The organism is Flavobacterium foetidum (assembly GCF_004634245.1).
Taxonomy (GTDB): Bacteria; Bacteroidota; Bacteroidia; order Flavobacteriales; family Flavobacteriaceae; genus Flavobacterium; species Flavobacterium foetidum.
In genome coordinates, this window is the sequence record NZ_SJTF01000001.1 from 213,661 (window position 1) to 239,804 (window position 26,144).

The window sequence follows — 26,144 nt, forward strand, 5'->3', positions numbered from 1 at the left end:
TTACACTACGGTTATAACCCTAAAAAACTTCAAAAGATGAGTAAAGAATTGCAACTAAAAGCATTTGAAAGATTGTTGGTCATTATGGATGAACTGCGAGAGAAATGTCCGTGGGATAAAAAACAGACTTTGCAAACTTTGAGACATCTTACTATTGAAGAGACCTATGAACTTGGAGATGCTATTCTAGATAATGATCTTAATGAGGTTAAAAAAGAACTCGGAGACTTGTTGCTGCACATCGTATTTTATGCTAAAATAGGAAGTGAGACCAACGATTTTGATATAGCAGATGTCTGCAACGAAATCTGTGAAAAACTGATTCACCGTCATCCTCATATTTACGGCGATGTAAAAGTTGAAAATGAAGAGGAAGTAAAACAAAACTGGGAAAAATTAAAGCTTAAGGAAGGTAAAAAATCTGTTTTAGAGGGAGTTCCAAGAAGTCTTCCAGCATTGGTAAAAGCAAGCCGAATTCAGGATAAAGTAAAAGGAGTGGGCTTTGACTGGGAAGAACCGCACCAAGTTTGGGATAAAGTGCAAGAAGAATTACAAGAATTGCAAGATGAAGTAAAATCTGGAAATCAAGACAAAATCGAAGAGGAATTCGGAGATGTTTTGTTTTCGATGATCAACTATGCAAGATTTTTAAACATTAATCCAGAAGATGCACTCGAACGTACGAATAAAAAATTCATAAAACGTTTTCAATATTTAGAATCAAAAGCAGAAGAAATCGGAAAACCGTTAATGGACATGACTTTGGCAGAAATGGATATTTTCTGGAACGAAGCCAAAAAACTTTAGTTATCGGCTAATTTTTTTAACGCACGAACATCTTTTAGCATAATCTTTTTGCCAACCAATTCAATTAAGCCTAATTTATTAAAATCAGACAATAGACGGATACAGCTTTCGGTTGCTGTACCGATAATTCCAGCCAATTCTTCTCTTGTCAACTGCACTTTGAGCGTCTTGTCTGTATCTTCGCCAAATTCGTCATGCAAATGAAGCAATGTTTCAGCAAGTCTCTGCTTAACAGTTTTCTGAACTAAGGCAATTTTTTCATTTTCAGATTCCTTTAAATCCTCACAAACAGACTGCATCATGTTTAGAGAAAACTGATTATTGCTGTTGAAAAAATTAATGATTTCAGATTTCGGAATAAAACAAACTTCCATGTCGGCAACAGCTTTTGCAGTTAAGTTTGCCGGTTCGTTGCTGATCATGGAGCGCTGGCCTAAAAGTTCGCCAGATTTGACCAATTTCACGATTTGATCTTTACCATTTGCGCTAAGTTTAGAAAGTTTACCAATGCCGTCTTTAACGCAGAAAACGCCATTAGTAATTTCGCCTTCTTCAAAAATAGCTTCGCCTTTTTTGATTTTATAGCTCGTTTTACTATTAGCTAATTTTATAACTTCTTCTTTATTAAGGGCTTTTAGAGAACTTAACTGACGTACAATGCATTGATCACATTTACTCATGGCAATAGTTGTTTGATGCAAAATTAAGCATATTTAAGACTTTTTGGCATTATTAGATCGTAAAATTATTATAAATAAGGTTTTCAGGCAATTAGGACCTTTAATTTTAGTAAATTAGAATTCTATTTCAATAGAACATGACAATTATCATCTTAATAATTGTGCTTTAATTGGAAATTTGCGACATATAAAAACAAGTTTATGAAAGAGCAAAGTTGTTTTCATTGTGGTCTAACAATTGAACAAAATGAGGAGATTGATTTTGATGATAAAAAGTTTTGTTGCACAGGCTGTAAAACGGTTTACGAAATTTTTAGCGTTAATGACTTAACCTCTTATTATGATTTTGAAAAGTCGCCTGGTGCCACACCGCAAGACATCAAAGGCAAATATGATTTTCTAGAAAACGAAGCTATACTTTCTAAGGTTTTAGAATTTCAGGAAGGAGATACAGCAATTGTTTCTTTAAATATTCCGCACATTCACTGTAGTTCTTGTATCTGGATTCTCGAGAATCTGAATCGTTTACAATCAGGAATTAGCACTTCCCAAGTTAATTTTCATGAGAAAAAGGTTCGAATTACCTATAATTCTGATGTGGTTTCTTTAAAGGAAATCGTATATCTGTTGAGTTCTATTGGTTATGAGCCGTATATCAGTTTAGAAAATTACGGATCAGAAAAAGCTAAAGTAGACAGAAGCTTAACCTATAAATTGGGTGTTGCGTTTTTCTGCTTTGGAAATATTATGCTTCTTTCGTTTCCGGAATATTTCGAGATGAAAGAATTCTGGCTCGACAGCTACAAACCATTTTTTAGACTATTGATTTTTCTTTTGGCATTGCCGAGTTTCCTGTACTCAGCAAGCGGTTACTATGTTTCTGCCTATCACAGTATCAGGAGCAAAATGCTGAATATCGATATTCCGATTGCTTTAGGAATTATCGTGATGTTCATTCGCAGCACGTACGATATGCTCATGGATCATGGACCAGGCTTTTTTGACAGTTTGGCGAGTTTAGTATTTTTTATGCTTCTTGGTAAAATGTTTCAAATCAAAACCTATAGTTTTTTAAGTTTTGAAAGAGATTTTAAATCCTATTTTCCAATTGCCGTTACCAAAATCAATAAAGATTCTTCAGAAGAAAATGTTGCGATTTACGATGTTTTAAAAGGAGACCGATTGCTAATTAGAAATCAAGAACTTATTCCGGTTGATGGAATTTTAATCAGCGAAAGCGCAGAAATAGATTATAGTTTTGTTACAGGTGAGGCGGTCCCTATTACCAAAAAGTCGGGAGACAAAGTTTTTGCAGGAGGAAAGCAGATTGGAAAAGTTATCGAAATGGAAGTATTGCATTCTGTATCGCAAAGTTACTTGACTCAATTATGGAGCAATGAGATTTTTCAGAAAAAAGTAGACCAAAAACATAAAACCATAACAGATGCAATAAGTCGGTATTTCACCCCAAGCTTACTGCTTATTGCATTTGCAGGTTTTGGTTATTGGATTTTTATAGACGGCAATACTGCATTTAATGTTTTTACAGCAGTTTTGATTGTGGCTTGTCCCTGTGCATTGGCGCTTACAGCTCCGTTTACTTTCGGAAATATTTTGAGAATTTTAGGCAAAAAGAAATTTTACTTAAAAAACGCCATTGTCATTGAACAGCTTGCTAAAGTAGACACTATCGTTTTTGATAAAACAGGAACTATTACCACCAATAAAAAATCGAATATCCTCTATGAAGGAAATACGATTTCTGAATCAGATACGGGGCTGATTAAAAATGTTTTACGAGGGTCAAATCATCCTTTGAGCCGTATGCTTTACGATTTTCTTCCAGAAGCCAAACGTCTGAATGTTGAAGATTTTCAGGAGATTACTGGAAAAGGTATTTTGGCTGTCGTTGATGGAAAAGAAATAAAAATTGGGTCTGGACAATTTGTAGACGATATAGTCGCAGATGGTTCAGAAATAGAAAAAACGGCTCTTCATATAAAAATCGATGGCGTTTATTTCGGGAAATTCACTTTTCAAAATCAATATAGGGAAGGGCTTGAACAACTTTTTGTGACACTCAGTAAAGACTACGAGATAAAAGTGCTTTCAGGAGACAACGATGGCGAAAGAGCAAATCTAGAAGCGATTCTGCCTAAAGGGACAGAGCTTATATTCAATCAAAAACCAGAACAAAAACTGCAATACATTAAAAATCTTCAGGATAAGGGGCAAAATGTAATGATGGTTGGAGATGGTCTAAACGATGCCGGAGCCTTAGCGCAAAGCAATGTCGGAATTTCGATTTCTGAGAATGTCAATGTCTTTTCCCCAGCTTGTGATGCAATATTGGATGCAATGGAGTTTTCACGCTTAAACTACTTTTTAAAGCTTTCTCATAAGGCGATTTCAATCATAAAAATGAGCTTTACTTTGTCGTTACTGTACAATGTCGTCGGCCTTGCATTTGCAGTTACAGGAAACCTGCTGCCGCTGGTTGCCGCGATCATTATGCCGTTGAGTACAATTACGATTGTGAGCTTTGTAACTTTTATGTCTAACTATTTCAGTAATAGAAATTTAGATTGATTTTTGATTGTTCAAAAAGATATTTTTTTCTAAATTTAACATATCTTTTTGTTCATGATAATTATCATATTTTATACGCCCTCAACAAAGTAATTTTGTTTCTATAAATCTAGGGTATGAGTGTTATTTATCTATTAATTTCAGTAAGTATTTTTGTGGCAATCTGCTTCTTTATTGCCTTTATCGCAGCTGTCAAATCTGGGCAGTATGATGATGATTATACACCTTCAGTCAGAATTCTTTTTGATGACGAAACCAAAATTAATTCCCAAAATAATAATTCACCAATCGAAGAAAAACAAGTATAATTATGGAAATGGAACAGTTTTATTACGACAACAAAATTGTAAAAAAATTCATTTACGCCACAATACTCTTCGGAGTTGTGGGTATGTTAGTGGGACTTACCCTAGCGGTAATGTACCTTTTTCCCAACATCACAGATGGGATTTCGTGGCTTAGTTACGGCCGATTAAGACCGTTACACACCAATGCAGTTATTTTTGCCTTTGTGGGTAATGCCTTTTTTGCTGGTATGTACTACTCGCTGCAGAGATTGCTAAAAGCCAGAATGTTTAGCGATTTTTTAAGTAATCTTCATTTCTGGGGCTGGCAGCTGATCATCGTGGCGGCGGCAATTACACTTCCGTTAGGTTATACTTCTTCTAAAGAATATGCAGAACTAGAGTGGCCTATCGATATTGCAATCGCATTAATATGGGTTGTAATGGGAATCAACATGATTGGGACCATGTTGCGTCGTAGAGAGCGTCACCTTTATGTAGCAATTTGGTTTTATCTAGCAACATTTGTAACGGTAGCGGTACTGCATATTTTTAACAATATCGAAATTCCGGTTTCAGCTTTAAAAAGCTACTCTGTATATGCAGGGGTTCAGGATGCTCTTGTACAATGGTGGTACGGGCACAATGCGGTGGCATTCTTCCTTACAACTCCGTTCTTAGGATTAATGTATTATTTTGTTCCTAAAATTGCCAACAGGCCGGTTTATTCTTATAGATTATCTATCATTCACTTTTGGTCCTTGATTTTTATTTATATCTGGGCAGGACCGCACCACTTATTGTATTCTGCATTGCCAAACTGGGCACAGAATTTAGGAGTTGCGTTTTCAGTAATGCTAATCGCTCCATCTTGGGGAGGTATGATCAACGGTCTTTTGACTTTAAGAGGTGCTTGGGACAAAGTTCGTGAAGAACCAGTCTTAAAATTCTTCGTAGTAGCAATTACGGGTTATGGTATGGCAACTTTTGAAGGACCGATGTTATCTCTCAAAAATGTTAACGCCCTAGCACACTATACCGACTGGATCGTAGCGCACGTACACGTAGGTGCTTTGGCTTGGAATGGTTTTATGTCGTTTGGTATTATTTATTGGTTAATTCCACGAATGACAAAATCGAACTTATTCTCTAAGAAATTGGCAAACTTCCATTTCTGGATTGGTACTTTAGGAATCATTATTTATACTATTCCGTTATATGTGGCTGGTTTCCAACAAGCATCAATGTGGAAGCAATTTAATCCAGACGGAACATTAACTTATGGTAACTTCCTAGAAACAGTAACCGCTATTATGCCGATGTATTGGATGAGAGCTATCGGTGGTACGTTGTACTTAGTGGGTATGTTTACATTGGTTTACAATATCATAATGACGGTTAGAGCTGGTAATACTATTGAAGATGAATTGGCTCAGGCTCCAGCTTTGCAAACCATAAAAAGCAGCAGACTAAGTGGAGAGAAATTCCATACTTGGTTAGAAAGAAAACCTATCCAGTTAACTATTTTGGCTACAATCGCAATTTTAATTGGTGGTATTATCCAGATTGTGCCAACGATTATGGTAAAATCTAATATACCAACGATAGCAAGCGTAAAACCTTATACGCCATTAGAGCTTGAAGGACGTGACTTATACATCAGAGAAGGCTGTGTTGGATGTCACTCACAATCGGTTCGTCCTTTCAGACATGAGGTAGAACGTTACGGAGTTCAGGCAAAAGCAGGAGAGTTTGTTTACGACCATCCATTCTTATGGGGATCAAAACGTACGGGTCCAGATTTGCAAAGAGTTGGAGGCAAATATAATGACAACTGGCACTTTAACCATATGTGGAATCCGCAGAGCACCTCAGCAGGATCTATCATGCCAGGTTACAAATGGCTGTTCGATAATAAAGCTTTGGATATTTCATTGACACAAAAGAAAATGCAGGCAATGATTTCGTTAGGAGTTCCTTATTCTCCAGAAGAGGTTGCCAACGCACAGAAAACTTTAAGAGATCAGGCAATTAAAATCGAAAAAAGCTTAGAAAGCGATCCTGATTTTGTGAAGAGCTACGAAGACAGCCGTAAAAAAGCTGCCGCAAAAGGCGAGAATTTTGTTCCGATGAACGAAAGAGAAATCGTTGCTTTAATTGCTTATATTCAAAGACTTGGTACAGATATTAAAGTAAAACAAACTAAATAACTGAATTATGTTTGAGCAAATAAAACACAATATGGAAACCATATCGGGTATAGAAATTTACCCGATAATTTCCCTCTTGATTTTCTTCTTATTCTTCGTAGGATTAGGCTTATGGGTGTTCTCTTATAGAAAAGAAAAAATTCAGGAAATGAGTAATATACCTTTAGATGAAGGACTTAGTGTAATTACAAAAGATAGATAAAAAATGAAAAAGTTTTTCCCAGTATATGTTAGAGTACCGTTGATTTTTTTCATCGTATTTGCTTTGATGGAATATTTTGTAGACTCAGGAGATCGAGCTGCTTTTATAAAATATCCAATGGTTTCGCTCTTTTTATTTGTCTTTTTGTTTATTCTGATTGCAATCGAAATTACGCTGAGCGCAGTAAATCGAGTGATGTATCAGTTACTGACACCAGAAGAAAGAGCACAAAAAGAACTTGAAGAAAGTTTAAGTTTTAGAGAAAGCACTTGGTTTAAAAACCTAATGCAGAAATTAACTAAAACCTCTCCAATAGAAAAAGAAGGAGAACTTTTGATGGATCATGATTATGACGGAATTAAAGAGTTAGACAATAATTTACCGCCTTGGTGGGTGTATTTGTTCTATATCTGTATCATTTTTGGTGTGATTTACGTAGTTCGTTACGATGTTTTAGGAGCCGACAACCAAGAAATGGAGCTGAAGAAAGAATTAGCCCAAGCAAAAATTGATGTTGCAGAATACATGAAAACTGCCCCAGATCTAATGGACGAAAAAACAGTTGTTTTGCTAACAGATGCTCCAAGTCTAGATGAAGGTAAAACCATCTTTACAACCAATTGTGCAGCTTGTCACCGTGCAGATGCAGGAGGTCAAATCGGACCAAACCTTACAGATGACAAATGGATTTTGGGAGGAGGTATTAAAAATCTTTTCCACACCATTACAAATGGAGGTAGAGACGGTAAAGGGATGATTGCCTGGAAAGGAACGCTCAAACCAAAAGAAATACAGAAAGTTGCAAGTTATATTCTGTCTTTACAAGGAAGTAACCCTAAAGACGCGAAAGAAGCAGAAGGTGAAGTTTGGGTAGACGAAAGTGCTCCAAAAAAAGATGCCGCCGCAACCACAAAAGATACCACTGAAGTTAAAAAATAATTAGAATACCATGTCAAATTTACCAGACGAAGCTTTTAGAAACACCATTGGAACAATAGATGAAGGTGGGAAACGAAAATTTATTTTTCCTAAAAAACCGTCTGGTAAATTTTATGATTACCGAAAGATCGTCAGTTATGTTTTATTGGCAATTTTATTCGTAAATCCGTTTATTAAAATAAATGGAAACCAATTTATGATGTTCAACTTCATAGAACGTCGTTTTAATATTTTTGGATTTCCGTTCTGGCCACAAGATTTTTACCTCTTTGTGGTTTCAATGCTGGTCGGTGTTGTATTTGTCATTTTGTTTACTGTAGTTTTTGGAAGATTTTTTTGCGGCTGGATTTGTCCGCAGACTATTTTTCTCGAATTGGTTTTCCGTCGCATTGAATACTGGATTGATGGAGACCGAGGAGCACAGACTCGCTTAGCAAAACAAGAATGGAATGCTGAGAAAATCCGTAAGAGACTTATCAAATGGACTATTTTCTTTTTGATTTCTTTTTTAATTGCCAATGTATTTTTGGCTTATCTGGTTGGGAGTGAGTCTTTGTTCTTAATGATCCAACAAGGCCCGATATCACAAGCAAGTAATTTTATTGCACTGCTTATTTTTACTGGCATTTTTTATTTCGTTTTCGTGTGGTTTCGAGAACAAGTATGTATCATTGCGTGTCCGTATGGGCGTTTGCAAGGCGTGCTATTAGACAATAAATCGATAAACGTTGCTTATGATTTTGTTCGTGGTGAAAAAGAAGCAGGACGTGCCAAATTCAACAAAAAAGAAAATCGAGCATTAACAGGAAAAGGAGATTGTATTGACTGTTTGCAATGTGTTCATGTCTGCCCGATGGGAATTGACATTAGAAACGGAACACAGCTAGAATGTACAAACTGTACAGCTTGTATAGACGAATGCGATCATATTATGGAATCTGTAGGATTGCCAAAAGGTTTGATTCGTTACGCTTCTGAAGATGAGATTGCCAAAAAAGAGCCTTTTAAATTTACTGCAAGAATGAAAGGTTATACGGCTGTTCTCTTTATTTTGTTGAGTGTCTTTGTCGGAATGTTGTTTTTACGAACAAATGTTCAAGCTGTTATTTTGCGCTTACCAGGGCAATTGTTCCAACATAATGGAGACAAAATAAGTAATGTTTACACTTATAAGATTGTAAACAAGACCATGCAGGATTATAAAGATATTCATTTTGAATTGATTGACCAGAAAGGAGAAATCAAGAATGTTGGAAAAAGACATTTTAAAGTTGCAAAAGAAGCTATTTCTCAAGGAACATTATTTATCGAAATAGATGAAGTATTACTGGAAAGTGATAAAACAAAAGTTAAGATTGGAGTTTATAACGGTTCTAAACTCCTACAGACAACAACAACAAATTTCTTAGGACCGCGAAGTTTTAATTAAAATTATGAGATTATGAAAATCAATTGGGGTACCGGCATTGTCATTGCATTCGGATTGTTTATGACGTTTATTTTATATTTTGTTTTTGAAGTACAATCAAATTCTAAATACGATAACGATCTGGTTATCGAAGAGTACTACAAACACGATACACACTATCAGGAAGAAATGGCGAGAATACAAAACGCTCAAGATTTACAGTATAAGCCATCAATCAAATATACCGAAAATGGAGTGGCTGTAATTTTTCCGGCAGGATTTGAAAGCGATAAAGTGAAAGGAAATATTCAGTTATACAGACCTTCAAACAAAAAATTTGATTTTAATACACAAATCGCTTTAACGAATTCAGAAATTATAATTCCACAGAAAAAATTATTAAAAGGACGATGGGATGTTAATATGGAATGGCAGTACGAAGGCAAAAAATATTTAACTAAAGAAGTGATATACGTAAATTAATAACAAAATGTTATTCTCAGCTTTTATTTTAGGTCTTATCAGTAGTCTGCATTGCGTTGGCATGTGTGGGCCTATCGCTATGATGCTTCCTGTTGATCATAAAAATGAAACGAAAAAAGTAATTCAGATTCTTACTTATCATTTAGGACGTTTAACAGCTTATGCGTCAATAGGTCTGGTTTTTGGATTAGTAGGAAGAGGCTTTTTTCTAGCCGGTCTACAGCAGAAAATGTCAATTTTTATTGGTATTATTATGATTATTGTAGTTTTGATTCCGGAGAAAAAATTGGCGAATTATAATTTTTCTAAGCCAATTTACAAAATCATCGCAAAAGTGAAATCAAATCTAGGAGCACAGTTTAAAAATAAAAGTTTTAAATCGCTTTTTACAATCGGCCTCCTAAACGGATTCTTGCCATGCGGAATGGTTTATGTAGCATTATTTGGAGCAATCGCGATGCAAAGTGCTGGTTTTGGTGTTTTGTATATGCTTTTATTCGGAATCGGAACTATGCCTTTAATGACAATTGTAGTATATATAAATTCATTACTAAAATTGCCTTTCAGAAATAAAATCCAAAAAGCAATTCCATATGTTACTGTTGTTATTGGAGTTTTGTTTATTCTGAGAGGATTAGGACTTGGAATTCCATATATTTCTCCTTCTAATATGAGTTTATTTGTACAACAGACTCCTAATTGTCATTAGAGGATTATAAGTTAAAGAACTTATGTTTTTATAAAACATGATGAATGAAATTATGTTTTATTCTTGTGTTAAGAATTTTGAAATCAGCTTATTAATCTCGGGAATTTTATTTTTCATTACGTCCTAAACAATAGTATAATTTACTCCCATGTAATGGATAAGTCAATCTCGCATGCCAGCCATATTTTTCCATTGAATAGAATCTTTGTCAGCTTTAAAATCTGAAGGGATTTTCTTAGTAGCTTCTCCAATGATTTCTAACTTCTTACAACTGCACGTTTTAGAGTTTCATCTTTAAGAAAATCTTCAGATGATAAATTTTTGCTGACAGACAAGATATAGGAACACTCGTCTTGAATATGTCTAAGATATTCTTTATGATCTTTAGACATATTGAACTTCATTTAAAATTTTGGAACCGATGTACGGACTTAAACCATTTTTAGTAACAACTTCGATTTTTTCATTTTGGAATAGATTTTCAAAGAAGTCATAAACCGCCATGTAATTATCAAAGTTTTCCTTGTCAGGTTCAAAATCAATCAATAAATCGATATCACTTTCAAAAGATTGTTCATTTCGGATATAAGAACCAAACAAACCAACATTCCGGATACCGAATTTAGAAAGCTTCTGCTTATTCGATTTCAGAGTTTTTAATATGCTGTCTTTTGTTGTCATGATAACTTTTTTAAAATATACAAAAGATTGTCTTTAAAAGTTAGATTTTCAAAAGATTGCCCTATGTGGCTGGTAGTATTATTGTTTATACAGTCATCGAAAACAAGTTGGTTTCTGGGGACTTTCTTTTTAGATGCAAGTCGAAAGCCATGCAGATGTTGCGAACAAATGGTCTACCTTCTTCTGTAATTTTGATTTTATTGCTTTCGATAACAATCAGATTGTCATTTTCTATTTCTTGTAAAGCAATTAAAACTTCAGGAAGCTCTGTGAAATTTAAAGATTCTGTTGTCCAAGAGGTTTGTAGTTCGCAAGTTAAATTCAGAATATGTTTTCTAATGATTAAATCTTCTTCATTTAAAATATGACCTTTAACAACAGGAAGTTGGTCAGATTCCAAAATCTCATAATATTCCTCAAGGCTTTTGGTATTTTGAGCAAAACTATACCAGCTGTCACTAATAGAAGAAACGCCTAAACCAATCATAACTTGTGTTTTAGAAGCGCTGTAACCCATAAAGTTTCTGTGTAACTTTCCGTTGTGTGCTGCTTTATATAAACTGTCTTCGGTCAATGCAAAATGATCCATGCCAATTTCGTGATAACCATTTTGAATCAGAAGTTTTTTACCAATTTCGTATAGTTTTCTTTTTTCGGCATCTTTAGGAAGATTTTCATCATTAAATCCTCTTTGCCCGTTTCCTTTTATCCATGGCACGTGAGCATAGCTGTAAAATGCTAATCGGTCTGGTTTTAACGAATTTGTTTTTTCGACAGTATCAATGACATCTTCTATGGTTTGAAAAGGAAGTCCGAAAATAATATCGTGTCCAATTGAAGTGTAACCGATTTCCTTTGCCCAAAAAGTTACTTTGGCAACATTATGAAATGGCTGAATTCTATTAATGGCTTTTTGAACAGTTGCCGAATAATCCTGAACACCAAAACTTACGCGTCTAAAACCTAATTCATATAGTTTTTTAAGTTGCTCGTAAGTAGTATTGTTTGGGTGTCCTTCAAAACTAAATTCATGATCGTCGGCTTTTAGAGCTTGGTCAAAAATTCCGTTTATAAGATTTTCCAAGTTTTCTTTGGAAAAGAATGTTGGAGTTCCTCCTCCTAAATGAATTTCTTTAACAATGGGTTTTTCAGGAAGCAGTTCACAATACATTCTCCATTCTTTTAGAAGAGCTTGAATGTATTTTTCTTCTACAGAATGATTTTTTGTGATTCGTTTATTGCATCCGCAGAAAGTACACATGCTTTCGCAGAATGGAAGGTGAATATATAAGCTGATTCCATTTGTAGAGTTGCTTTCAGAAAAAGATTTTTGAAGTGTTGTAGTCCATTTCTCTGTTGTAAAATCGGCTTCATTCCAATAGGGTACTGTTGGATAACTGGTATATCTCGGACCTGGTACATTGTATTTTTGAGTCAAAGAAATTTTCATAAAGACGGATTTAGTTTTCATCAAAATTAAAACTTCGGCAACGGACAGAAAATGACAAATATCATATAAGAATAAAAAAAGAGACTCAAAATTTGAGCCTCTTTGCTGAATTAAATAACTAACTTAAAATAGAATCTTCGATGATTTTATGCCATTTTTTCGCAAACTGATGATCCTGATAGACGCTTATTTGTTTGATGCGGTCATCATCAAAATCATAGAATGGAATTGTAATTTTTTTAGATGTTTCTTTATCCTGAAACTCAAAATCAATTTTGATTATGGTATTAGTACTTGAGTCGGTTGTCGGAATCAGTCTGCACGAATTGACAGAATTCAGGTCTACAAAAGTAGATTCCTGCTGATTAGGGTTAAAATTCATCAGAATAAATTTTTTGTTCTTCTGATCAATCGTAAGAGTTTTGTTGTTTATAGATTCTGTCAAATCAAAACTTTCGGGATTTGAAGGATTGAATCTTTTCTTGATATTCAATATTCGTGTTTTGCTCGCTGCAGAAGAACGTGCAGAAAAATATACAGGTATAGCGACAAGGATCAAAATCACAATACCCATTATCGTGGTAGTAGTTTCCATATGTATTTTTAATGAAATAAATAAAATAAATGATATTCGAACAGTTCTCAATGATGAAAACGGTTCAGGCTGTTATGAAGAATACATCTTCAGATGAAAATCAAATATTTATTTACCAGAAAAAATGGAAAGCATAGAGTATGACCAGAACTTTTTTACTTTGAGTTGTAAATTGTCTGGTATAGCCTGTAGTTATTGTAACAGTTTGATGTTGCGGGATTAGAGGTAAAAGTGTGTCAAAACATTTTAAGATTCCCGCCGCATTGGTTTTGATGTTTGCCGCAAAATGATAATTTTCCTGTGGCTGTATAAATGCCAGAGAATCGGCTACATCTTTAGAAAAATTGGTATCTGTATTTTGTTTTTCGATTAAATGCACAGGAGCATTCTCTGCTTGATAAGCAAATAATCCCGCGAATAATAACGCAATAAAAACAATGGTTCTACGAATCCAATTCATGTCGGCGAAATTAAGTCATAAAACACAATTAAAGAAATTTTAAAGGATTAATTAACAGTTCTAAAAAAAAGTCCCCGATTTTATTGTCGGGGACTTGATGTTTTTATTGTTGCATTTTGAAGTAATAATCAGCAGAATGTTTTCCGCTGCCATAAAACAGGAAGAAAATGCATAACATTAAAACTATAATAGCTAGAAATAAACTCTCAGCATGCATTTTTCCCATAAAATTGAAAATAACTGCTCCAAACAAAACTGGCAACTGCGCGGCAACAGCCCATCTTGTGAGTAGTCCAAAAATAATCATTATGCCGCCAATCATGTGGGCAGGAGCAATGTAATGCAGCAGAAACATGCCGCCGCCAAACTGATCAATTGGCGAAATTAGGTCGTGCAGGTATTGAACATTGGTAACAAACGAGACGCCTTTCATAAATAAAAATCCACCCAAAACAATACGTACTAGATCAACTGGTAAATAAGTGTGCGAATTCGCCCATTTATTCAAACTTTTTACATTTTCCATGATGCTGTGTGATTAAAAATTATAGATAAAGTTACTAACTTTTTCAGATATAATTGTTTTTAACCTACTGAAAATGAGTTTTGTGTATTTTTTTTAGTTGGTTTTTTATTAATACATAACTATTAAACCTGAATTACGCCAAGATTAAAAGGTTTTTGAATAGGAGCATGGTCTGCAGCTTCTATTCCCATCGAAATCCAATTGCGGGTTTCTAAAGGATCTATTATCGCATCTGTCCAAAGTCTAGAAGCGGCGTAGTAAGGAGAAGTCTGCTCGTCGTAACGTGCTTTTATTTTATTGAATAGTTCAGTTTCTTTTGCTTCATCGACGTTTTCTCCCTTCGCTTTAAGCGAAGAAGCCTCAATTTGTGCTAATACCTTTGCTGCCTGAGTACCGCCCATAACAGCAAGTTCAGCGCTTGGCCATGCAAATATCAGTCGAGGGTCATACGCTTTGCCGCACATCGCATAGTTTCCGGCTCCGTACGAATTCCCAACTATAACAGTAAACTTAGGAACGACAGAATTACTCACCGCATTTACCATTTTGGCGCCGTCTTTAATAATGCCACCATGTTCCGATTTTGAGCCGACCATAAATCCGGTAACGTCTTGTAAAAAGACAAGTGGAATTTTCTTCTGATTGCAATTGGCAATAAATCGAGTAGCTTTATCGGCACTGTCAGAGTAGATTACACCTCCAAACTGCATTTCGCCTTTTTTAGTTTTCACCACTTTACGCTGATTGGCGACAATTCCGACAGCCCAGCCGTCAATTCTGGCATAACCAGTAATTAATGATTGTCCGTAACCTTCCTTGTAAGCTTCGAATTCTGAATTGTCAACCAGACGTTTGATAATTTCCATCATATCGTATTGCTCGGTTCTGGCTTTTGGTAGAATTCCGTAAATGTCATTTGGGTCTAAAGCTGGTTTTTCGGCTTTGATTCTGCTGTAGCCAGCTTTGTCAAAATCCCCGATTTTATCCACAATATTTTTGATTTTATCCAAAGCATCTTTGTCGTCTTTAGCTTTGTAATCGGTAACGCCCGAAATTTCGCAATGCGTTGTAGCGCCTCCTAGGGTTTCATTATCAATAGTTTCGCCAATTGCTGCTTTTACCAAATAACTTCCGGCAAGGAAAATACTTCCCGTTTTGTCCACAATCAAAGCTTCATCGCTCATAATTGGCAGATAAGCACCGCCAGCCACACAACTTCCCATAACGGCAGCAATCTGGGTAATTCCCATACTACTCATTTGAGCGTTGTTTCTAAAGATTCGCCCGAAATGTTCTTTATCTGGAAAAATTTCGTCTTGCATTGGCAGATAAACTCCAGCACTGTCGACAAGATAAATAATTGGAAGTCGGTTTTCCATAGCAATTTCCTGTGCGCGAAGGTTTTTCTTTCCTGTTATAGGAAACCAGGCACCGGCTTTTACAGTAGCATCATTGGCGACAACTATACATTGTTTGCCTTTAATATATCCGATTTTAACCACAACACCTCCAGAAGGACAGCCACCGTGCTCTGGATACATTCCTTCACCTGCAAAACCGCCGATTTCAATACTTTTAGAATTTTCGTCCAATAAATAAGCGATTCTTTCACGAGCCGTCATTTTGCCTTCGGCGTGCAGTTTTTCGATACGTTTTTCGCCTCCGCCTAATTTTACTTTAGCAAATTTTTGTTTTAATTCTGAAAGGAGTAGTTTATTGTGATCTTCGTTTTTATTGAAGTTTAAATCCATGATATAATATTGATTTTACAAAATAGTCTTGGCTAATTTACAAAATCAATTGAAATAAAGCGATTGCTTTGTAAATTAAGAGAAGTTTGTAACATTCTGTTTTTTGTTTAAACACATAGAAGCATAGAATATAATAAATTAAAAAGGAATTAGAAAGAAACTAATTTCTAACACACGGTTACACAACTTTGACAAAGTTTAGCACAGAGAACTATGTGATTTATTATAAATGAAATGCCTTTTAAGCGCCAGTGTAAACTATGTTTCTATGTGTTTAAATTAACTACTCCAATTATTTTTCTCTAAATTTGCTTTTTCATACTAATCAGTATTTTTTATGTCAAAAGCAGCAAACACTCGTCTTACCATTCTTCAAAAAGCATTTGAATTGATATATACCAAAGGATATCAAACGACAAGTATCGATGAAATTATTGCCACTACGCAAGTAACCAAAGGTGCTTTTTACTACCATTTTAAAACTAAAGACGAAATGGGAGTTGCTATTATTGAAGAAATCCTCAAACCGACGATGCAGGAACATTTTATAAAACCAACTGAAGCTTCTCAAAACCCAATTGAGGATTTTTATAATATGATTTCGTATTTGCTTCTTGAAGATCCTTTTTTGCAGGTAAAATACGGTTGTCCTGTTGGAAATCTTACTCAGGAAATGACTCCTTGGAATAACAAGTTCAGCGAAGCTTTGACAGAATTAGTGAATTTATGGAAAGAAACTATTATCAAATCGATTGAAAAAGGAAAAGAATCAGGTTTGATTCGGAAAGATGTAGTAGGGGAACAGGTGGCTTTTTTTATTCTTTCAGGTTATTGGGGAATACGAAATTTCGGAAAACTTCAAAACGATAATTCATCTTATTTTGTTTATTTAAAAGAACTTAGAAGTTATTTGGATAACTTGAAATAAAATTATTTTCCCAAAACATACTAATTAGTATGTTTTTGTATATATTTGCATTGTCTAAATCAAAAAACAATGTATCAAACTCTTTTAGAAAGCCATTCTTATTTAAGATGGTTCGTATTGATAAGCTTGTCATGTTCTATTTACATAGCTTACAAAGGTTATTCGCAGAAACTTCCATTTACTAAAACAGCCAATTTATTCCGGCATTGGACAGCAACGATTGCCCACATTCAGCTTCTTTTCGGAATATTAGTATATGTACAGAGTCCGATCGTGAAGTATTTCTGGAGAAATTTTAAAGATGGAGTTCAGAATTTGGATGCTTCATTTTTTGGAATTATCCATATTGCTTTGATGTTAATTGCCATTATCATAATAACAATTGGTTCGGCTTTAGCCAAAAGAAGAAAAACCGACGAAGAGAAATTCAAAACTATGCTTGTCTGGTTTTTAATCGCGCTGTTTATCATTTTTATTGCCATTCCGTGGCCATTTTCACCTCTTGCCATTCGCCCTTATTTTAGATAGTTATGAAAAACTTATTGCAGACAAACATCGGAAGATTACGAATTATTGGATTCTTAGAAGGAACCTCACTTTTGATTTTACTTTTTATAGCGATGCCAATGAAATATATTTTTGAAATGCCGTTTCTAACAAGACCTGTCGGAACCATTCATGGTGCATTATTTCTGCTTTTTATTTTTAATGCCATAAGTGTTGGAGTAGAGCAGAACTGGAAATTTGCAACTACAACCTGGAAAGTGCTTTTAGCCTGTATTGTCCCTTTTGGAACTTTTTATATCGATTCCAGGATTCTGAGTAAAATTAAATAATCAAAACGTTGTACTATGATTTTTGTATTTAAAACAAACATTGACAGCATTTCTAAAGTAAAGAAGGTAACACCCAAATTAAATCGATTCTTCCCAAACTCAAAGTGGAATTTTGATCTAGAAGATTGTGATAATATTCTACGATTTGAGTGTAAAGATGATATTATCGAAAAGGTGATTTTCTTAATGAAAGTAATTGGTTTTGAATGCGAACCTTTATAAAATAAAAAAGAGGTTGTTTTAAAAGAATAGCTTCTTTAAGTAAAAAGTATAGTTGCTAAAAAAAAATACTAACATAAACCCCAGAGGGGTGTAATATTTATAGGGTTTCATTAAGAAAATGAAAAAAAAAGCTCCAGAGGAGCGACATATATTTGCAATCTATACTATATGTCGCTCCTCTGGAGCTTTATATTGGAAACATTTACCTTTTTTCTATAAATATGCCGCTTCTCCGAAGCTTACAAAAAAAGAGTTGCACTTTTTTTGAGAAAGCATCTTTCTTCTGATGCTTACTTTACTTTAGAAAGAGAAACAGCATTGATGCAATAACGTAAACCACTTGGAGGCGGACCATCTGGGAAAACATGGCCTAAATGTGCATCGCAGACATTGCATACCACTTCTACACGAACCATTCCGTAAGATCTGTCTGCATGATACCCGATAGCATTTTCTTTGATTGGCTGCGTAAAAGACGGCCAGCCCGTTCCCGATTCGAATTTTTCGCTGGCATCAAACAATAATGTACCGCAACATTTGCATTCGTAAATCCCAGGATCAAACAAACTGCACATTTCAGAGCTGAAAGATCTTTCAGTTCCTTTTAAACGTGTAACCTGAAATTCTTCGGGAGTCAGTAACTGTTTCCATTCTTCCTCCGTTTTTTCCACTCTCTTTTCAGGAGCCGGATTTCCTTTATTTGTAAAATGAATTACATCTGCCCATTTTATCATAACTTTTTTGTTTTAAAGTTTTTTGTTTCAGGTTTCAAGTTGACTGATCACTAAAAAAAAGCTGACCACTGAATACTATTCTTCCTCTTTCTGTCCCATCATCATGAGATAGGCTTTTAGGAAAGGATCAATATTTCCGTTCATTACACCGTCAACATCACTGGTTTCATAGCCTGTACGAACATCTTTCACCAACTTATAAGGTTGCATAACGTAATTGCGAATCTGCGAACCCCATTCGATTTTCATTTTTCCGGCTTCGATATCTGCTCGTTGCGCTTGTTGTTTTTTCAATTCTATTTCGTACAATTGAGAACGCAACATCTGCATGGCACGCTGTCTGTTATCTTGCTGAGAACGAGTTTCAGAACATTGAATCTGAATTCCGGTTGGTTTGTGAACCAGCTGTACTTTCGTTTCAACTTTGTTTACGTTCTGTCCACCGGCACCACTCGAACGAGAAGTTGTGATTTCAATATCAGCAGGATTGATTTCAATTTCAATACTGTCATCTACAAGCGGGTAAACATAAACAGATACGAACGATGTATGGCGTTTGGCATTACTGTCAAAAGGCGAAATTCTTACCAGACGGTGAACTCCATTTTCTCCTTTCAGATATCCGAACGAATAATCACCCTCAAATTCTAAAGTTACGGTTTTTATTCCAGCAACATCGCCTTCCTGAAAGTTAAGTTCTTTGATTTTATAGCCATAACTTTCACCCCACATCATGTACATGCGCATGAGCATTCCTGCCCAATCGCAGCTTTCGGTTCCGCCAGCTCCAGCAGTTATCTGTACTACGGCGCTTAAACTATCGGCTTCATCAGAAAGCATGTTTTTGAATTCGATGTTTTCTATGTGAGATTGAGCAGTGTTGTATTGCTCGTCTAATTCCTCAACAGAAAGTTCGCCTTCTTTATAAAAATCATGAGCCAGCTGCAATTCTTCTGTAAGAGAAACGGCTTTATCATAATCTTCAATCCATTTTTTCTTGTTACGAAGGTTTTTTACAATAAGTTCGGCTTCTTTTGGATTGTTCCAAAAATCTGGAGCAAACGTTTTTTCTTCTTCGTTTGCAATTTCAATTAGCTTGGCATCAACGTCAAAGATACCTCCTCAACGCACCAAGGCGCTCCACAATACCTTTTACTTGTTCGGCTGTTGTCATAAATTAATAATAAGTTTTTATATGTTTTTTATAATTATTACGTTAATTTGGTCTATAGAAATCTGCGAGTTAAAATTTAGTCAAACTTGCTGAAAATAACTATGAGTAATACGTAATTTTGCTTTACAAAAATAAGATATAGTTTTTAGAATATGGAAATAAATTTAATCAGCGATACCATTACCAAGCCTACTTACGAAATGCTTCAGTATATGTTTAACGCTCATGTCGGAGACGATGTGTATAAACAGGACCCAACGGTGATTGAATTAGAAAACAGAACGGCTGAGTTTTTTGGTATGGAAGCCGGGCTTTTTTTCCCGTCTGGAACTATGGCAAATCAAACGGCGATAAAACTTCATACACAGCCGGGAGAGCAATTAATTGCAGACAAATATGCTCATGTATATCATTATGAAGGAGGAGGCGTTTCGTTTAATAGCGGCGTTTCGTGCTGTTTATTAGATGGAAACCGCGGTATGATTACGGCATCGCAAGTTAAGGCTGCGATAAATGATCCTGAATTTTATCATAGTCCGCTTACCAGTTTGGTTTGTGTAGAAAATACAACAAATAAAGGCGGAGGAGCTTGTTACGAAATAGAAGATTTAAAAGAAATAAAAAAAGTATGCGATGCGCATAACTTGAAATTCCACTTAGACGGTGCCAGAATCTGGAATGCTTTGGTGGCAAAAAGACAAAATCCGAAAGAATTTGGAGCCATTTTCGACACAATTTCAGTTTGTTTGTCCAAAGGCTTGGGAGCTCCGATTGGTTCAGTACTTCTTGGAAGCAAAGCTGATATTCACAGGGCGTTGAGAATCAGAAAGATATTAGGCGGAGGAATGCGTCAGGTAGGTTATTTGGCTGCAGCAGGATTGTATGCTTTAGCCCATAATATCGAAAGATTGGCAGAAGATCATCGCAGAGCAAAAGAAATTGCCAAAGTCTTAAGCACAAAACCATGGATTGCCTCAATTGAGCCTGTAGAAACAAATATTTTGATTTTTTCGCTTGCAGAAGGCTACAGCGACCAATTGTTAATCGAAAAATTAAAACAAAAAAACATTCTAATCAGTTCACTAGGACATAACAAACTTAGAATTGTAACGCATTTAGATTACAAAGAAGTAATGCATACGTATGTAATTGATACGCTTTCGAAGTTTTAGGGAAAAGGTTCTAAGGTCCTAAGATTCTAAGCTTCTAAGTCTCTATAAAAAACTCAGAACCTTAGAATCTTGGCTGCTTAGAATCTTATTTAAACAAATTATCCATTCCTGGAATAGAAGGCATATCCATTCTTGCAACAGCGTCTAATTCTCTTTCGTTAACATTTGTTGCTTTTTCAATTGCTTTGTTTAGCGTTACAATCAAATAATCTTCTAGCTGCTCTTTGTCTTCCAATAAAGAATCATCAACAGAAATAGACTTTATTTTTCTGCTGGCAGTAATGGTCACTTTTAATAATCCGTCAGCGCTTTGTTCATCGATTAAAACAGTATCTAAGCGTTTTTTTGTATCTTCAATTTTTTGTTGGGTTTCTTTAAGTTTGCCCATCATTCCCATTAAATCCATTTTTTGCTCTTTTTTAAATTATTTCAGACAAAATTAGTATATTGCTGTGTTAATTCAATAGAATATTTTATGAAAAAATTAATTCTGTTCTGTTGTGTTTGTACTATTTTTGCTTCCACGTATTTAAAAATTAATGCTCAATCAATGCAAAATGATAGAACAGCCCCAAAGGCTAAAATAATACCAAAAACACTAAAAAAACATAAAGAAACCCGAATCGACAATTACTTTTGGCTTAATGATCGGGAAAACGCCGAGGTAATTGATTATCTTAATCAGGAAAATGAATATTATGAGCAGATGACCGCTCATACAAAAGAACTGAAAGATAATCTGTACGAAGAAATGAAAGCAAGGATAAAAGAAGACGATTCTTCTGTCCCGTACTTTTACAACGGCTACTATTACATTACACGTTTTGAGAAAGGGCAGGATTACCCAATTTTTGCCAGAAAAAAAGGAAGCCTCTCTGCCGATGAAGAAATTCTGTTTGACTGCAACCAAATGGCGGTAGGGCATGCTTATTTTAAATTAGGAGGTTTAAGCATCAGTCCTGATAATAAATTTGCAAGTTTTGGTGTCGATGTTGTTGGAAGAAGAATTTACACCATTCAGATAAAAAATCTTGAAACAGGCGAAATCTTAGCAGACAAAATTCAGAATGTTACAGGAGCTTCTGTTTGGGCAAATGATAACAAAACCATTTTTTATGTCAGACAAGATGAAGTTACGCTTAGAGCCGATAAAGTTTTTAAGCATAAATTGAATACTGATGCGGCTAACGATATTTTGGTTTATGACGAAATAGACGATACTTTTAATGTTTCTGTAAGTAAGGAAAAATCAAGAAAATATATCGTAATAGGTTCGTCTAGCACGCTTACGACAGAATACAGAATTTTGAAATCAGATGATCCTGATGGCGAATTTGCTGTTTTTCAGCCTCGCGTGCGTGGACTTGAGTATAGTATTTCGCATTATGAAGATTCGTTTTATGTTTTAACGAACAAAGACAAAGCAACGAACTTTAAGTTGATGAAAACTCCTGAAAACAAAACAGGAAAGAAAAACTGGGTCGATCTCATTCCGCACAGAGAAGATGTTTTGTTGGAAGATATAGAAATATTCAAAAATTATTTAGTTGTTGAAGAGCGCTCAAACGGGCTGAATCATATCCGAATTATGCCTTGGAATGGAGAACCAGATTACTATCTTCCATTTGGCAGCGAAACTTACAATGCCTACACTACCACAAATGTCGATTTTGATACTGACATCTTGCGTTACAGTTATCAGTCGTTGGCTACGCCTTCATCTATAATCGATTTTAATATGAAAACCAAAACCAAAGAAATCTTGAAAGAACAAGAGGTTTTGGGCGGAAAGTTTGATAAAGACAATTATGTAGAAGAAAGAATTTGGGCAACTGCAAGAGATGGTGTAAAAGTGCCTATCTCTATGATTTATAAAAAAGGACTAGAGAAAAATGGCAAAAACCCATTATTGCTTTATGCTTACGGTTCTTATGGAATAACGATGGATACTTATTTTTCTTCGACACGATTATCACTCTTAGACCGCGGATTTGTTTACGCCATCGCGCATATCAGAGGTGGAGAAGATTTAGGAAGACAATGGTACGAGGAGGGAAAACTGTTAAAAAAGAAAAATACCTTTACAGATTTCATTGATTGCTCTAAATTTGTGATAGAGCAAAAGTTTACCTCGCCAGAACATTTATATGCTGAAGGAGGTTCTGCAGGAGGTTTGTTGATGGGAGTTGTGGTAAATGAAGCTCCAGAATTGTATAATGGCGTTATCGCTCAGGTGCCATTCGTAGATGTGGTAACGACAATGTTGGATGACAGTATTCCGCTTACTACGGGAGAGTATGACGAGTGGGGAAATCCGAATAATAAAAAATATTACGATTATATGCTGTCGTATTCACCTTACGATAATGTAAAAGCGCAAAAATATCCTAATATGTACGTGTCAACAGGATTACACGATTCACAAGTGCAATATTGGGAGCCAGCTAAATGGGTGGCTAAGCTGAGGGAGATAAAAACCAATGAAAATCTTTTGTTTTTAGACACCAATATGGATGCTGGGCATGGCGGGGCTTCAGGACGTTTTGAGGCTTTGAAAGACTTAGCAAAAGAATTTAGTTTTTTATTAGATTTAGAAAAAATTAAAAGCTAGTTTGAAATTTTTTGTTAAATTTGCAACTTGTCAAGGTTAATTTAAAAAGGCCTTTGATTAACTATTTTTTTATGAAAGAAGAAATAACCGCTTATAATAATGTTTTAGAATTAATAGGTAATACCCCGCTTATTAAGCTAAATAAAATCACCGAAGAGTTAGAAGGAAATTTCTACGCGAAGGTAGAAGCTTTTAATCCAGGTCATTCCTCAAAAGATAGAATAGCATTATATATTATTGAAGAAGCTGAGAAAAAAGGAATCCTTTCTCCGGGAGATACCATTATAGAAACTACTTCCGGAAATACTGGTTTTAGTTTGGCTATGGTAAGCATTATTAAAGGTTACAATTGTATTTTAGCAGTAAGTTCAAAATCGTCAAAAGACAAGATTGACATGCTGCGAAGTTTAGGAGCCAAAGTTTATGTCTGTCCGGCCCACGTATCTGCAGATGATGAAAGATCATATTACAATGTAGCAAAACGTCTGCACGAAGAAACAAAAGGATCAGTCTACATTAATCAATACTTCAACCAATTGAATATTGATGCTCACTACAACACCACCGGACCCGAAATATGGGAACAAACAAAAGGGCAAATCACACATCTAATTGCCTGTAGCGGAACAGGAGGAACTATCTCTGGAACTGCAAAATTCTTAAAAGAAAAAAATCCAAATATTAGAATTCTCGGAGTTGACGCTTTTGGTTCGGTATTAAAAAAATACCACGAAACAAAAGAGTTCGACAGCAAAGAAATCTACCCATATCGTATAGAAGGTTTGGGGAAAAACTTGATTCCGTCTGCTACAGATTTTGATATTATCGATAAATTCATGAAGGTAACAGACGAAGAAAGCGCACATTCTGCACGAGAAATCACCAGAAAAGAAGGTTTGTTTGTAGGTTATACTTCTGGAGCCGTAATGCAGGCCATCAAGCAGTATGCAGAAGAAGGAGAGTTTACTAAAGACAGTAATATCATTGCAATCTTCCCTGACCATGGTTCTCGCTATATGAGCAAAGTATTCAGCGATGACTGGATGAACGAGCAGGGATTCTTCGATAGTATTAACGAAGAAGAAGCTCAAAAAATTGAATTTGTAAAGTAATTTAATATTTACTGCCAAAACAATACAGCTCCATTCGCAATTGTGAATGGAGTTTTTTTATACTGATGATTTTTAAAGCATAAATTCCAAGACTCTAATTTAAATTGCTCTTTAAGAAATCTAAAATCAGCAATCTCATGTGTTTGAAAATACCGTATTTATACGTAGGAATTTAACAATTATTGTAAATTAAAATTAATTTTTTAATACTATTTGTGATATTTTTGAAATAGTATTTGATGTGGAAGTCATTACTTTTGGTGATTTTAACGATTTTTTTGGTCAGTTGTCGAAAATATTTTCGACCAACGGCATAATCATATAGATTAGCGACACAAAATAACAGAGGTTGTTTTTGTCCTAAAATTTACCATTATGAAAAAAACGTTGCTTGCATTGTTGTTTGTAAGTTATTTAAGCCTTAATGCGCAAACACCGATTGAGGAATTTAATTTCAATGGAACATTGAATAATACGAGCAACACGATTTCGTTTATGGGTACAGCCAATTATGTCGAAGACCGTGCGGGAAATGTAAAAGCGGCTCAAAGGTTATCTAATAAAGCTCTTGAGGCCGTAATTGACAAGCTGCCACAGGAAAGCAACGCTAGGACAATCAGTATTTGGATTAAGTTTAACGATATTGCAAATATCAATTATATATGGGGTTATGGAAGCGCTTTTGATGACCAGTATTGCGGTTTACTACAGCAAGCAGCTATTGCAGATTCTTCTAACTTAAGTTTAGTTTCATGGGGACCTTCGAATGATGTAACTGTTGGTGTCACAATTGAGAAAGCGGTTTGGTATAATTATGTTATTACCTATGAAGGGGTGACTTCTAAGATTTACATAAACGGAAAGCTTTTAAAGTTTTTAGAAGGAATGAAACGCTTTACTAAAGGGAATATTTTTAGGCTAGGTGAACTTAATACAACCGTCGGAATTAATACTGATATAGACGATTTACAAATTTATGATACAGCCCTAAATGCTGAGCAGATAAAAGAACTTTACGAAAGTTCTAAATCACAAGTGGCTGAAGTTCCTCAAACAAGTAGAAAAGTTGTTAAAAATGAAACGACTCAAAACGGAAAATACACTAAGGCCATAGCAGCAAGCGAGGTAGGTGTTGCCAAAAAAATAGAAGTATACTCACAGGGACAGAAAATAATGGGCGGCAATTCAGCAAACATCAGCACTCTGCCTGAAGGAACTTATCTTTTGAAAATTACGAATTCTCCGGGCAAAAAGATGATTTCAAGCAATAAATGATTGGTTCATTTAATTAGTTCGTTTTTTAAGTTGTTTTAACAACTATTAAATTTTTTGGATAGTGAAGAAAACCTTTTGATAATGATATCAGAAGGTTTTTTTGTTTATTGTTTTGGCTTGTTTTATTCTGGCCGTAATCGCAAAATCAATCACAAAAGCTGTATTTAGTTGATCAATTTGATAAATCATTGATACTGATATTTTTGACATACTTCTATTTTTTATTTCTGTGAGAATAATATGTTTTTTTGTAAGAAGTGCTTGTTTGTGTTGAATTAAAATTATAGTTTTAACAAAATTTCAGCA

At 35.1% G+C, this 26,144-nt stretch carries 27 protein-coding genes and 1 pseudogene; 17 read left to right on the forward strand and 11 right to left on the reverse strand.

Annotation, left to right across the window (positions count from 1 at the left end):
* Positions 1 to 36: 36 nt before the first annotated feature.
* Complete coding sequence (mazG, locus tag E0W73_RS00955; protein WP_135220216.1) at positions 37 to 807, forward strand: nucleoside triphosphate pyrophosphohydrolase; 771 nt, start codon at positions 37 to 39, stop codon at positions 805 to 807.
* On the opposite strand, the gene E0W73_RS00960 is transcribed toward mazG, so the two are convergent.
* The gene (locus tag E0W73_RS00960; protein WP_135220217.1) at positions 804 to 1,487 is read right to left on the reverse strand and encodes a Crp/Fnr family transcriptional regulator; all 684 of its coding nucleotides are present in this window, start codon (positions 1,485 to 1,487) and stop codon (positions 804 to 806) included. The two genes, mazG and E0W73_RS00960, sit on opposite strands and share 4 nt — an antisense overlap.
* Positions 1,488 to 1,688: 201 nt before the next feature.
* Here E0W73_RS00960 and E0W73_RS00965 point away from each other — a divergent pair, with 201 nt between their 5' ends.
* The 8 genes from E0W73_RS00965 to E0W73_RS01000 all read left to right on the forward strand — a co-directional run bounded on the left by E0W73_RS00965 (position 1,689) and on the right by E0W73_RS01000 (position 10,311).
* Entirely contained in the window at positions 1,689 to 4,076 is a 2,388-nt protein-coding gene (locus E0W73_RS00965) for a heavy metal translocating P-type ATPase (protein ID WP_135220218.1), read from the forward strand.
* 116 nt (positions 4,077 to 4,192) lie between these two features.
* Positions 4,193 to 4,384: a cbb3-type cytochrome oxidase assembly protein CcoS gene (ccoS, locus tag E0W73_RS00970; protein WP_095930917.1), complete on the forward strand. Its 192-nt coding sequence runs from the start codon at positions 4,193 to 4,195 to the stop codon at positions 4,382 to 4,384.
* Positions 4,385 to 4,386: 2 nt separating this feature from the next.
* Positions 4,387 to 6,570 carry a cytochrome-c oxidase, cbb3-type subunit I gene (ccoN, locus tag E0W73_RS00975; RefSeq protein WP_135220219.1) on the forward strand — a complete coding sequence of 728 codons (2,184 nt, stop codon included), beginning with the start codon at positions 4,387 to 4,389 and terminating at the stop codon, positions 6,568 to 6,570.
* A gap of 7 nt (positions 6,571 to 6,577) precedes the next feature.
* Positions 6,578 to 6,772 (forward strand): cbb3-type cytochrome oxidase subunit 3, encoded by a 195-nt coding sequence (locus E0W73_RS00980; RefSeq protein WP_135220220.1) that lies wholly within the window; start codon positions 6,578 to 6,580, stop codon positions 6,770 to 6,772.
* Positions 6,773 to 6,775: 3 nt separating this feature from the next.
* Positions 6,776 to 7,711, forward strand: coding sequence for a cbb3-type cytochrome c oxidase N-terminal domain-containing protein (locus E0W73_RS00985; RefSeq protein ID WP_135220221.1), 936 nt, complete (start codon positions 6,776 to 6,778; stop codon positions 7,709 to 7,711).
* A 10-nt stretch (positions 7,712 to 7,721) separates the two neighbouring features.
* A complete protein-coding gene (ccoG, locus tag E0W73_RS00990; RefSeq protein WP_135220222.1) occupies positions 7,722 to 9,140 on the forward strand; it encodes a cytochrome c oxidase accessory protein CcoG in 1,419 nt (472 codons plus the stop codon).
* Between the two features lie 12 nt (positions 9,141 to 9,152).
* Complete coding sequence (locus E0W73_RS00995) at positions 9,153 to 9,602, forward strand: FixH family protein (RefSeq protein ID WP_135220223.1); 450 nt, start codon at positions 9,153 to 9,155, stop codon at positions 9,600 to 9,602.
* 7 nt (positions 9,603 to 9,609) lie between these two features.
* Positions 9,610 to 10,311, forward strand: a complete 702-nt coding sequence (locus tag E0W73_RS01000) for a sulfite exporter TauE/SafE family protein (protein ID WP_135220224.1) — start codon at positions 9,610 to 9,612, stop codon at positions 10,309 to 10,311.
* Between the two features lie 162 nt (positions 10,312 to 10,473).
* On the opposite strand, the pseudogene E0W73_RS21715 reads toward E0W73_RS01000, so the two are convergent.
* From E0W73_RS21715 to E0W73_RS01035, 7 genes and pseudogenes are all read right to left on the reverse strand, one after another.
* A pseudogene (locus E0W73_RS21715) lies at positions 10,474 to 10,569 on the reverse strand (HepT-like ribonuclease domain-containing protein); the annotation flags it as partial.
* A 126-nt stretch (positions 10,570 to 10,695) separates the two neighbouring features.
* The gene (locus E0W73_RS01010; protein WP_135220225.1) at positions 10,696 to 10,992 is read right to left on the reverse strand and encodes a nucleotidyltransferase family protein; all 297 of its coding nucleotides are present in this window, start codon (positions 10,990 to 10,992) and stop codon (positions 10,696 to 10,698) included.
* 85 nt (positions 10,993 to 11,077) lie between these two features.
* On the reverse strand, positions 11,078 to 12,442 hold the full coding sequence (gene hemN, locus E0W73_RS01015; RefSeq protein WP_135220226.1) for an oxygen-independent coproporphyrinogen III oxidase: 1,365 nt from the start codon (positions 12,440 to 12,442) through the stop codon (positions 11,078 to 11,080).
* Between the two features lie 118 nt (positions 12,443 to 12,560).
* On the reverse strand, positions 12,561 to 13,037 hold the full coding sequence (locus tag E0W73_RS01020; protein ID WP_135220227.1) for a hypothetical protein: 477 nt from the start codon (positions 13,035 to 13,037) through the stop codon (positions 12,561 to 12,563).
* Positions 13,038 to 13,149: 112 nt separating this feature from the next.
* Entirely contained in the window at positions 13,150 to 13,497 is a 348-nt protein-coding gene (locus E0W73_RS01025) for a hypothetical protein (protein WP_135220228.1), read from the reverse strand.
* Positions 13,498 to 13,600: 103 nt separating this feature from the next.
* Positions 13,601 to 14,023 carry a DoxX family protein gene (locus E0W73_RS01030; protein WP_135220229.1) on the reverse strand — a complete coding sequence of 141 codons (423 nt, stop codon included), beginning with the start codon at positions 14,021 to 14,023 and terminating at the stop codon, positions 13,601 to 13,603.
* Between the two features lie 122 nt (positions 14,024 to 14,145).
* The gene (locus E0W73_RS01035) at positions 14,146 to 15,774 is read right to left on the reverse strand and encodes an acyl-CoA carboxylase subunit beta (protein ID WP_135220230.1); all 1,629 of its coding nucleotides are present in this window, start codon (positions 15,772 to 15,774) and stop codon (positions 14,146 to 14,148) included.
* A 337-nt stretch (positions 15,775 to 16,111) separates the two neighbouring features.
* Here E0W73_RS01035 and E0W73_RS01040 point away from each other — a divergent pair, with 337 nt between their 5' ends.
* The 4 genes from E0W73_RS01040 to E0W73_RS01055 all read left to right on the forward strand — a co-directional run bounded on the left by E0W73_RS01040 (position 16,112) and on the right by E0W73_RS01055 (position 17,760).
* Entirely contained in the window at positions 16,112 to 16,702 is a 591-nt protein-coding gene (locus tag E0W73_RS01040) for a TetR/AcrR family transcriptional regulator (RefSeq protein WP_135220231.1), read from the forward strand.
* A 69-nt stretch (positions 16,703 to 16,771) separates the two neighbouring features.
* Positions 16,772 to 17,230, forward strand: a complete 459-nt coding sequence (locus tag E0W73_RS01045; protein WP_135220232.1) for a hypothetical protein — start codon at positions 16,772 to 16,774, stop codon at positions 17,228 to 17,230.
* A gap of 2 nt (positions 17,231 to 17,232) precedes the next feature.
* On the forward strand, positions 17,233 to 17,538 hold the full coding sequence (locus E0W73_RS01050; protein WP_135220233.1) for a DUF3817 domain-containing protein: 306 nt from the start codon (positions 17,233 to 17,235) through the stop codon (positions 17,536 to 17,538).
* 15 nt (positions 17,539 to 17,553) lie between these two features.
* Positions 17,554 to 17,760 (forward strand): hypothetical protein, encoded by a 207-nt coding sequence (locus E0W73_RS01055; protein WP_135220234.1) that lies wholly within the window; start codon positions 17,554 to 17,556, stop codon positions 17,758 to 17,760.
* Between the two features lie 290 nt (positions 17,761 to 18,050).
* On the opposite strand, the gene msrB is transcribed toward E0W73_RS01055, so the two are convergent.
* Both msrB and prfB read right to left on the reverse strand, forming a co-directional pair.
* Positions 18,051 to 18,494, reverse strand: a complete 444-nt coding sequence (gene msrB / locus E0W73_RS01060) for a peptide-methionine (R)-S-oxide reductase MsrB (RefSeq protein WP_135220235.1) — start codon at positions 18,492 to 18,494, stop codon at positions 18,051 to 18,053.
* Positions 18,495 to 18,569: 75 nt separating this feature from the next.
* A protein-coding gene (gene prfB / locus E0W73_RS01065; RefSeq protein WP_135220236.1) for a peptide chain release factor 2 occupies positions 18,570 to 19,668 on the reverse strand; the annotation gives its coding sequence in 2 pieces (ribosomal slippage) (positions 18,570 to 19,604 and positions 19,606 to 19,668; 1,098 coding nt in all).
* Positions 19,669 to 19,820: 152 nt separating this feature from the next.
* Here prfB and E0W73_RS01070 point away from each other — a divergent pair.
* Complete coding sequence (locus tag E0W73_RS01070) at positions 19,821 to 20,840, forward strand: threonine aldolase family protein (protein ID WP_135220237.1); 1,020 nt, start codon at positions 19,821 to 19,823, stop codon at positions 20,838 to 20,840.
* 85 nt (positions 20,841 to 20,925) lie between these two features.
* Here the strand turns inward: E0W73_RS01070 and E0W73_RS01075 are convergent, their stop codons facing one another.
* On the reverse strand, positions 20,926 to 21,246 hold the full coding sequence (locus E0W73_RS01075) for a YbaB/EbfC family nucleoid-associated protein (protein WP_135220238.1): 321 nt from the start codon (positions 21,244 to 21,246) through the stop codon (positions 20,926 to 20,928).
* A gap of 69 nt (positions 21,247 to 21,315) precedes the next feature.
* Between E0W73_RS01075 and E0W73_RS01080 the strand changes: the two genes are divergently transcribed.
* From E0W73_RS01080 to E0W73_RS01090, 3 genes are all read left to right on the forward strand, one after another.
* Positions 21,316 to 23,451 (forward strand): S9 family peptidase, encoded by a 2,136-nt coding sequence (locus E0W73_RS01080; protein WP_135220239.1) that lies wholly within the window; start codon positions 21,316 to 21,318, stop codon positions 23,449 to 23,451.
* Positions 23,452 to 23,522: 71 nt separating this feature from the next.
* Entirely contained in the window at positions 23,523 to 24,563 is a 1,041-nt protein-coding gene (locus E0W73_RS01085; protein ID WP_135220240.1) for a PLP-dependent cysteine synthase family protein, read from the forward strand.
* 375 nt (positions 24,564 to 24,938) lie between these two features.
* Complete coding sequence (locus E0W73_RS01090; RefSeq protein ID WP_135220241.1) at positions 24,939 to 25,838, forward strand: LamG-like jellyroll fold domain-containing protein; 900 nt, start codon at positions 24,939 to 24,941, stop codon at positions 25,836 to 25,838.
* Positions 25,839 to 26,144 lie beyond the last annotated feature (306 nt).

Excerpts from the sequence above, each read along its gene's own strand:
- mazG (WP_135220216.1), top strand. The coding sequence starts at position 37 with ATGAGTAAAGAATTGCAACTAAAAGCATTTGAAAGATTGTTGGTCATT.
- E0W73_RS00960 (WP_135220217.1), bottom strand. The coding sequence starts at position 1,487 with ATGAGTAAATGTGATCAATGCATTGTACGTCAGTTAAGTTCTCTAAAA.
- E0W73_RS00965 (WP_135220218.1), top strand. The coding sequence starts at position 1,689 with ATGAAAGAGCAAAGTTGTTTTCATTGTGGTCTAACAATTGAACAAAAT.
- ccoS (WP_095930917.1), top strand. The coding sequence starts at position 4,193 with ATGAGTGTTATTTATCTATTAATTTCAGTAAGTATTTTTGTGGCAATC.
- ccoN (WP_135220219.1), top strand. The coding sequence starts at position 4,387 with ATGGAAATGGAACAGTTTTATTACGACAACAAAATTGTAAAAAAATTC.
- E0W73_RS00980 (WP_135220220.1), top strand. The coding sequence starts at position 6,578 with ATGTTTGAGCAAATAAAACACAATATGGAAACCATATCGGGTATAGAA.
- E0W73_RS00985 (WP_135220221.1), top strand. The coding sequence starts at position 6,776 with ATGAAAAAGTTTTTCCCAGTATATGTTAGAGTACCGTTGATTTTTTTC.
- ccoG (WP_135220222.1), top strand. The coding sequence starts at position 7,722 with ATGTCAAATTTACCAGACGAAGCTTTTAGAAACACCATTGGAACAATA.
- E0W73_RS00995 (WP_135220223.1), top strand. The coding sequence starts at position 9,153 with ATGAAAATCAATTGGGGTACCGGCATTGTCATTGCATTCGGATTGTTT.
- E0W73_RS01000 (WP_135220224.1), top strand. The coding sequence starts at position 9,610 with ATGTTATTCTCAGCTTTTATTTTAGGTCTTATCAGTAGTCTGCATTGC.
- E0W73_RS01010 (WP_135220225.1), bottom strand. The coding sequence starts at position 10,992 with ATGACAACAAAAGACAGCATATTAAAAACTCTGAAATCGAATAAGCAG.
- hemN (WP_135220226.1), bottom strand. The coding sequence starts at position 12,442 with ATGAAAATTTCTTTGACTCAAAAATACAATGTACCAGGTCCGAGATAT.
- E0W73_RS01020 (WP_135220227.1), bottom strand. The coding sequence starts at position 13,037 with ATGGAAACTACTACCACGATAATGGGTATTGTGATTTTGATCCTTGTC.
- E0W73_RS01025 (WP_135220228.1), bottom strand. The coding sequence starts at position 13,497 with ATGAATTGGATTCGTAGAACCATTGTTTTTATTGCGTTATTATTCGCG.
- E0W73_RS01030 (WP_135220229.1), bottom strand. The coding sequence starts at position 14,023 with ATGGAAAATGTAAAAAGTTTGAATAAATGGGCGAATTCGCACACTTAT.
- E0W73_RS01035 (WP_135220230.1), bottom strand. The coding sequence starts at position 15,774 with ATGGATTTAAACTTCAATAAAAACGAAGATCACAATAAACTACTCCTT.
- E0W73_RS01040 (WP_135220231.1), top strand. The coding sequence starts at position 16,112 with ATGTCAAAAGCAGCAAACACTCGTCTTACCATTCTTCAAAAAGCATTT.
- E0W73_RS01045 (WP_135220232.1), top strand. The coding sequence starts at position 16,772 with ATGTATCAAACTCTTTTAGAAAGCCATTCTTATTTAAGATGGTTCGTA.
- E0W73_RS01050 (WP_135220233.1), top strand. The coding sequence starts at position 17,233 with ATGAAAAACTTATTGCAGACAAACATCGGAAGATTACGAATTATTGGA.
- E0W73_RS01055 (WP_135220234.1), top strand. The coding sequence starts at position 17,554 with ATGATTTTTGTATTTAAAACAAACATTGACAGCATTTCTAAAGTAAAG.
- msrB (WP_135220235.1), bottom strand. The coding sequence starts at position 18,494 with ATGATAAAATGGGCAGATGTAATTCATTTTACAAATAAAGGAAATCCG.
- E0W73_RS01070 (WP_135220237.1), top strand. The coding sequence starts at position 19,821 with ATGGAAATAAATTTAATCAGCGATACCATTACCAAGCCTACTTACGAA.
- E0W73_RS01075 (WP_135220238.1), bottom strand. The coding sequence starts at position 21,246 with ATGGATTTAATGGGAATGATGGGCAAACTTAAAGAAACCCAACAAAAA.
- E0W73_RS01080 (WP_135220239.1), top strand. The coding sequence starts at position 21,316 with ATGAAAAAATTAATTCTGTTCTGTTGTGTTTGTACTATTTTTGCTTCC.
- E0W73_RS01085 (WP_135220240.1), top strand. The coding sequence starts at position 23,523 with ATGAAAGAAGAAATAACCGCTTATAATAATGTTTTAGAATTAATAGGT.
- E0W73_RS01090 (WP_135220241.1), top strand. The coding sequence starts at position 24,939 with ATGAAAAAAACGTTGCTTGCATTGTTGTTTGTAAGTTATTTAAGCCTT.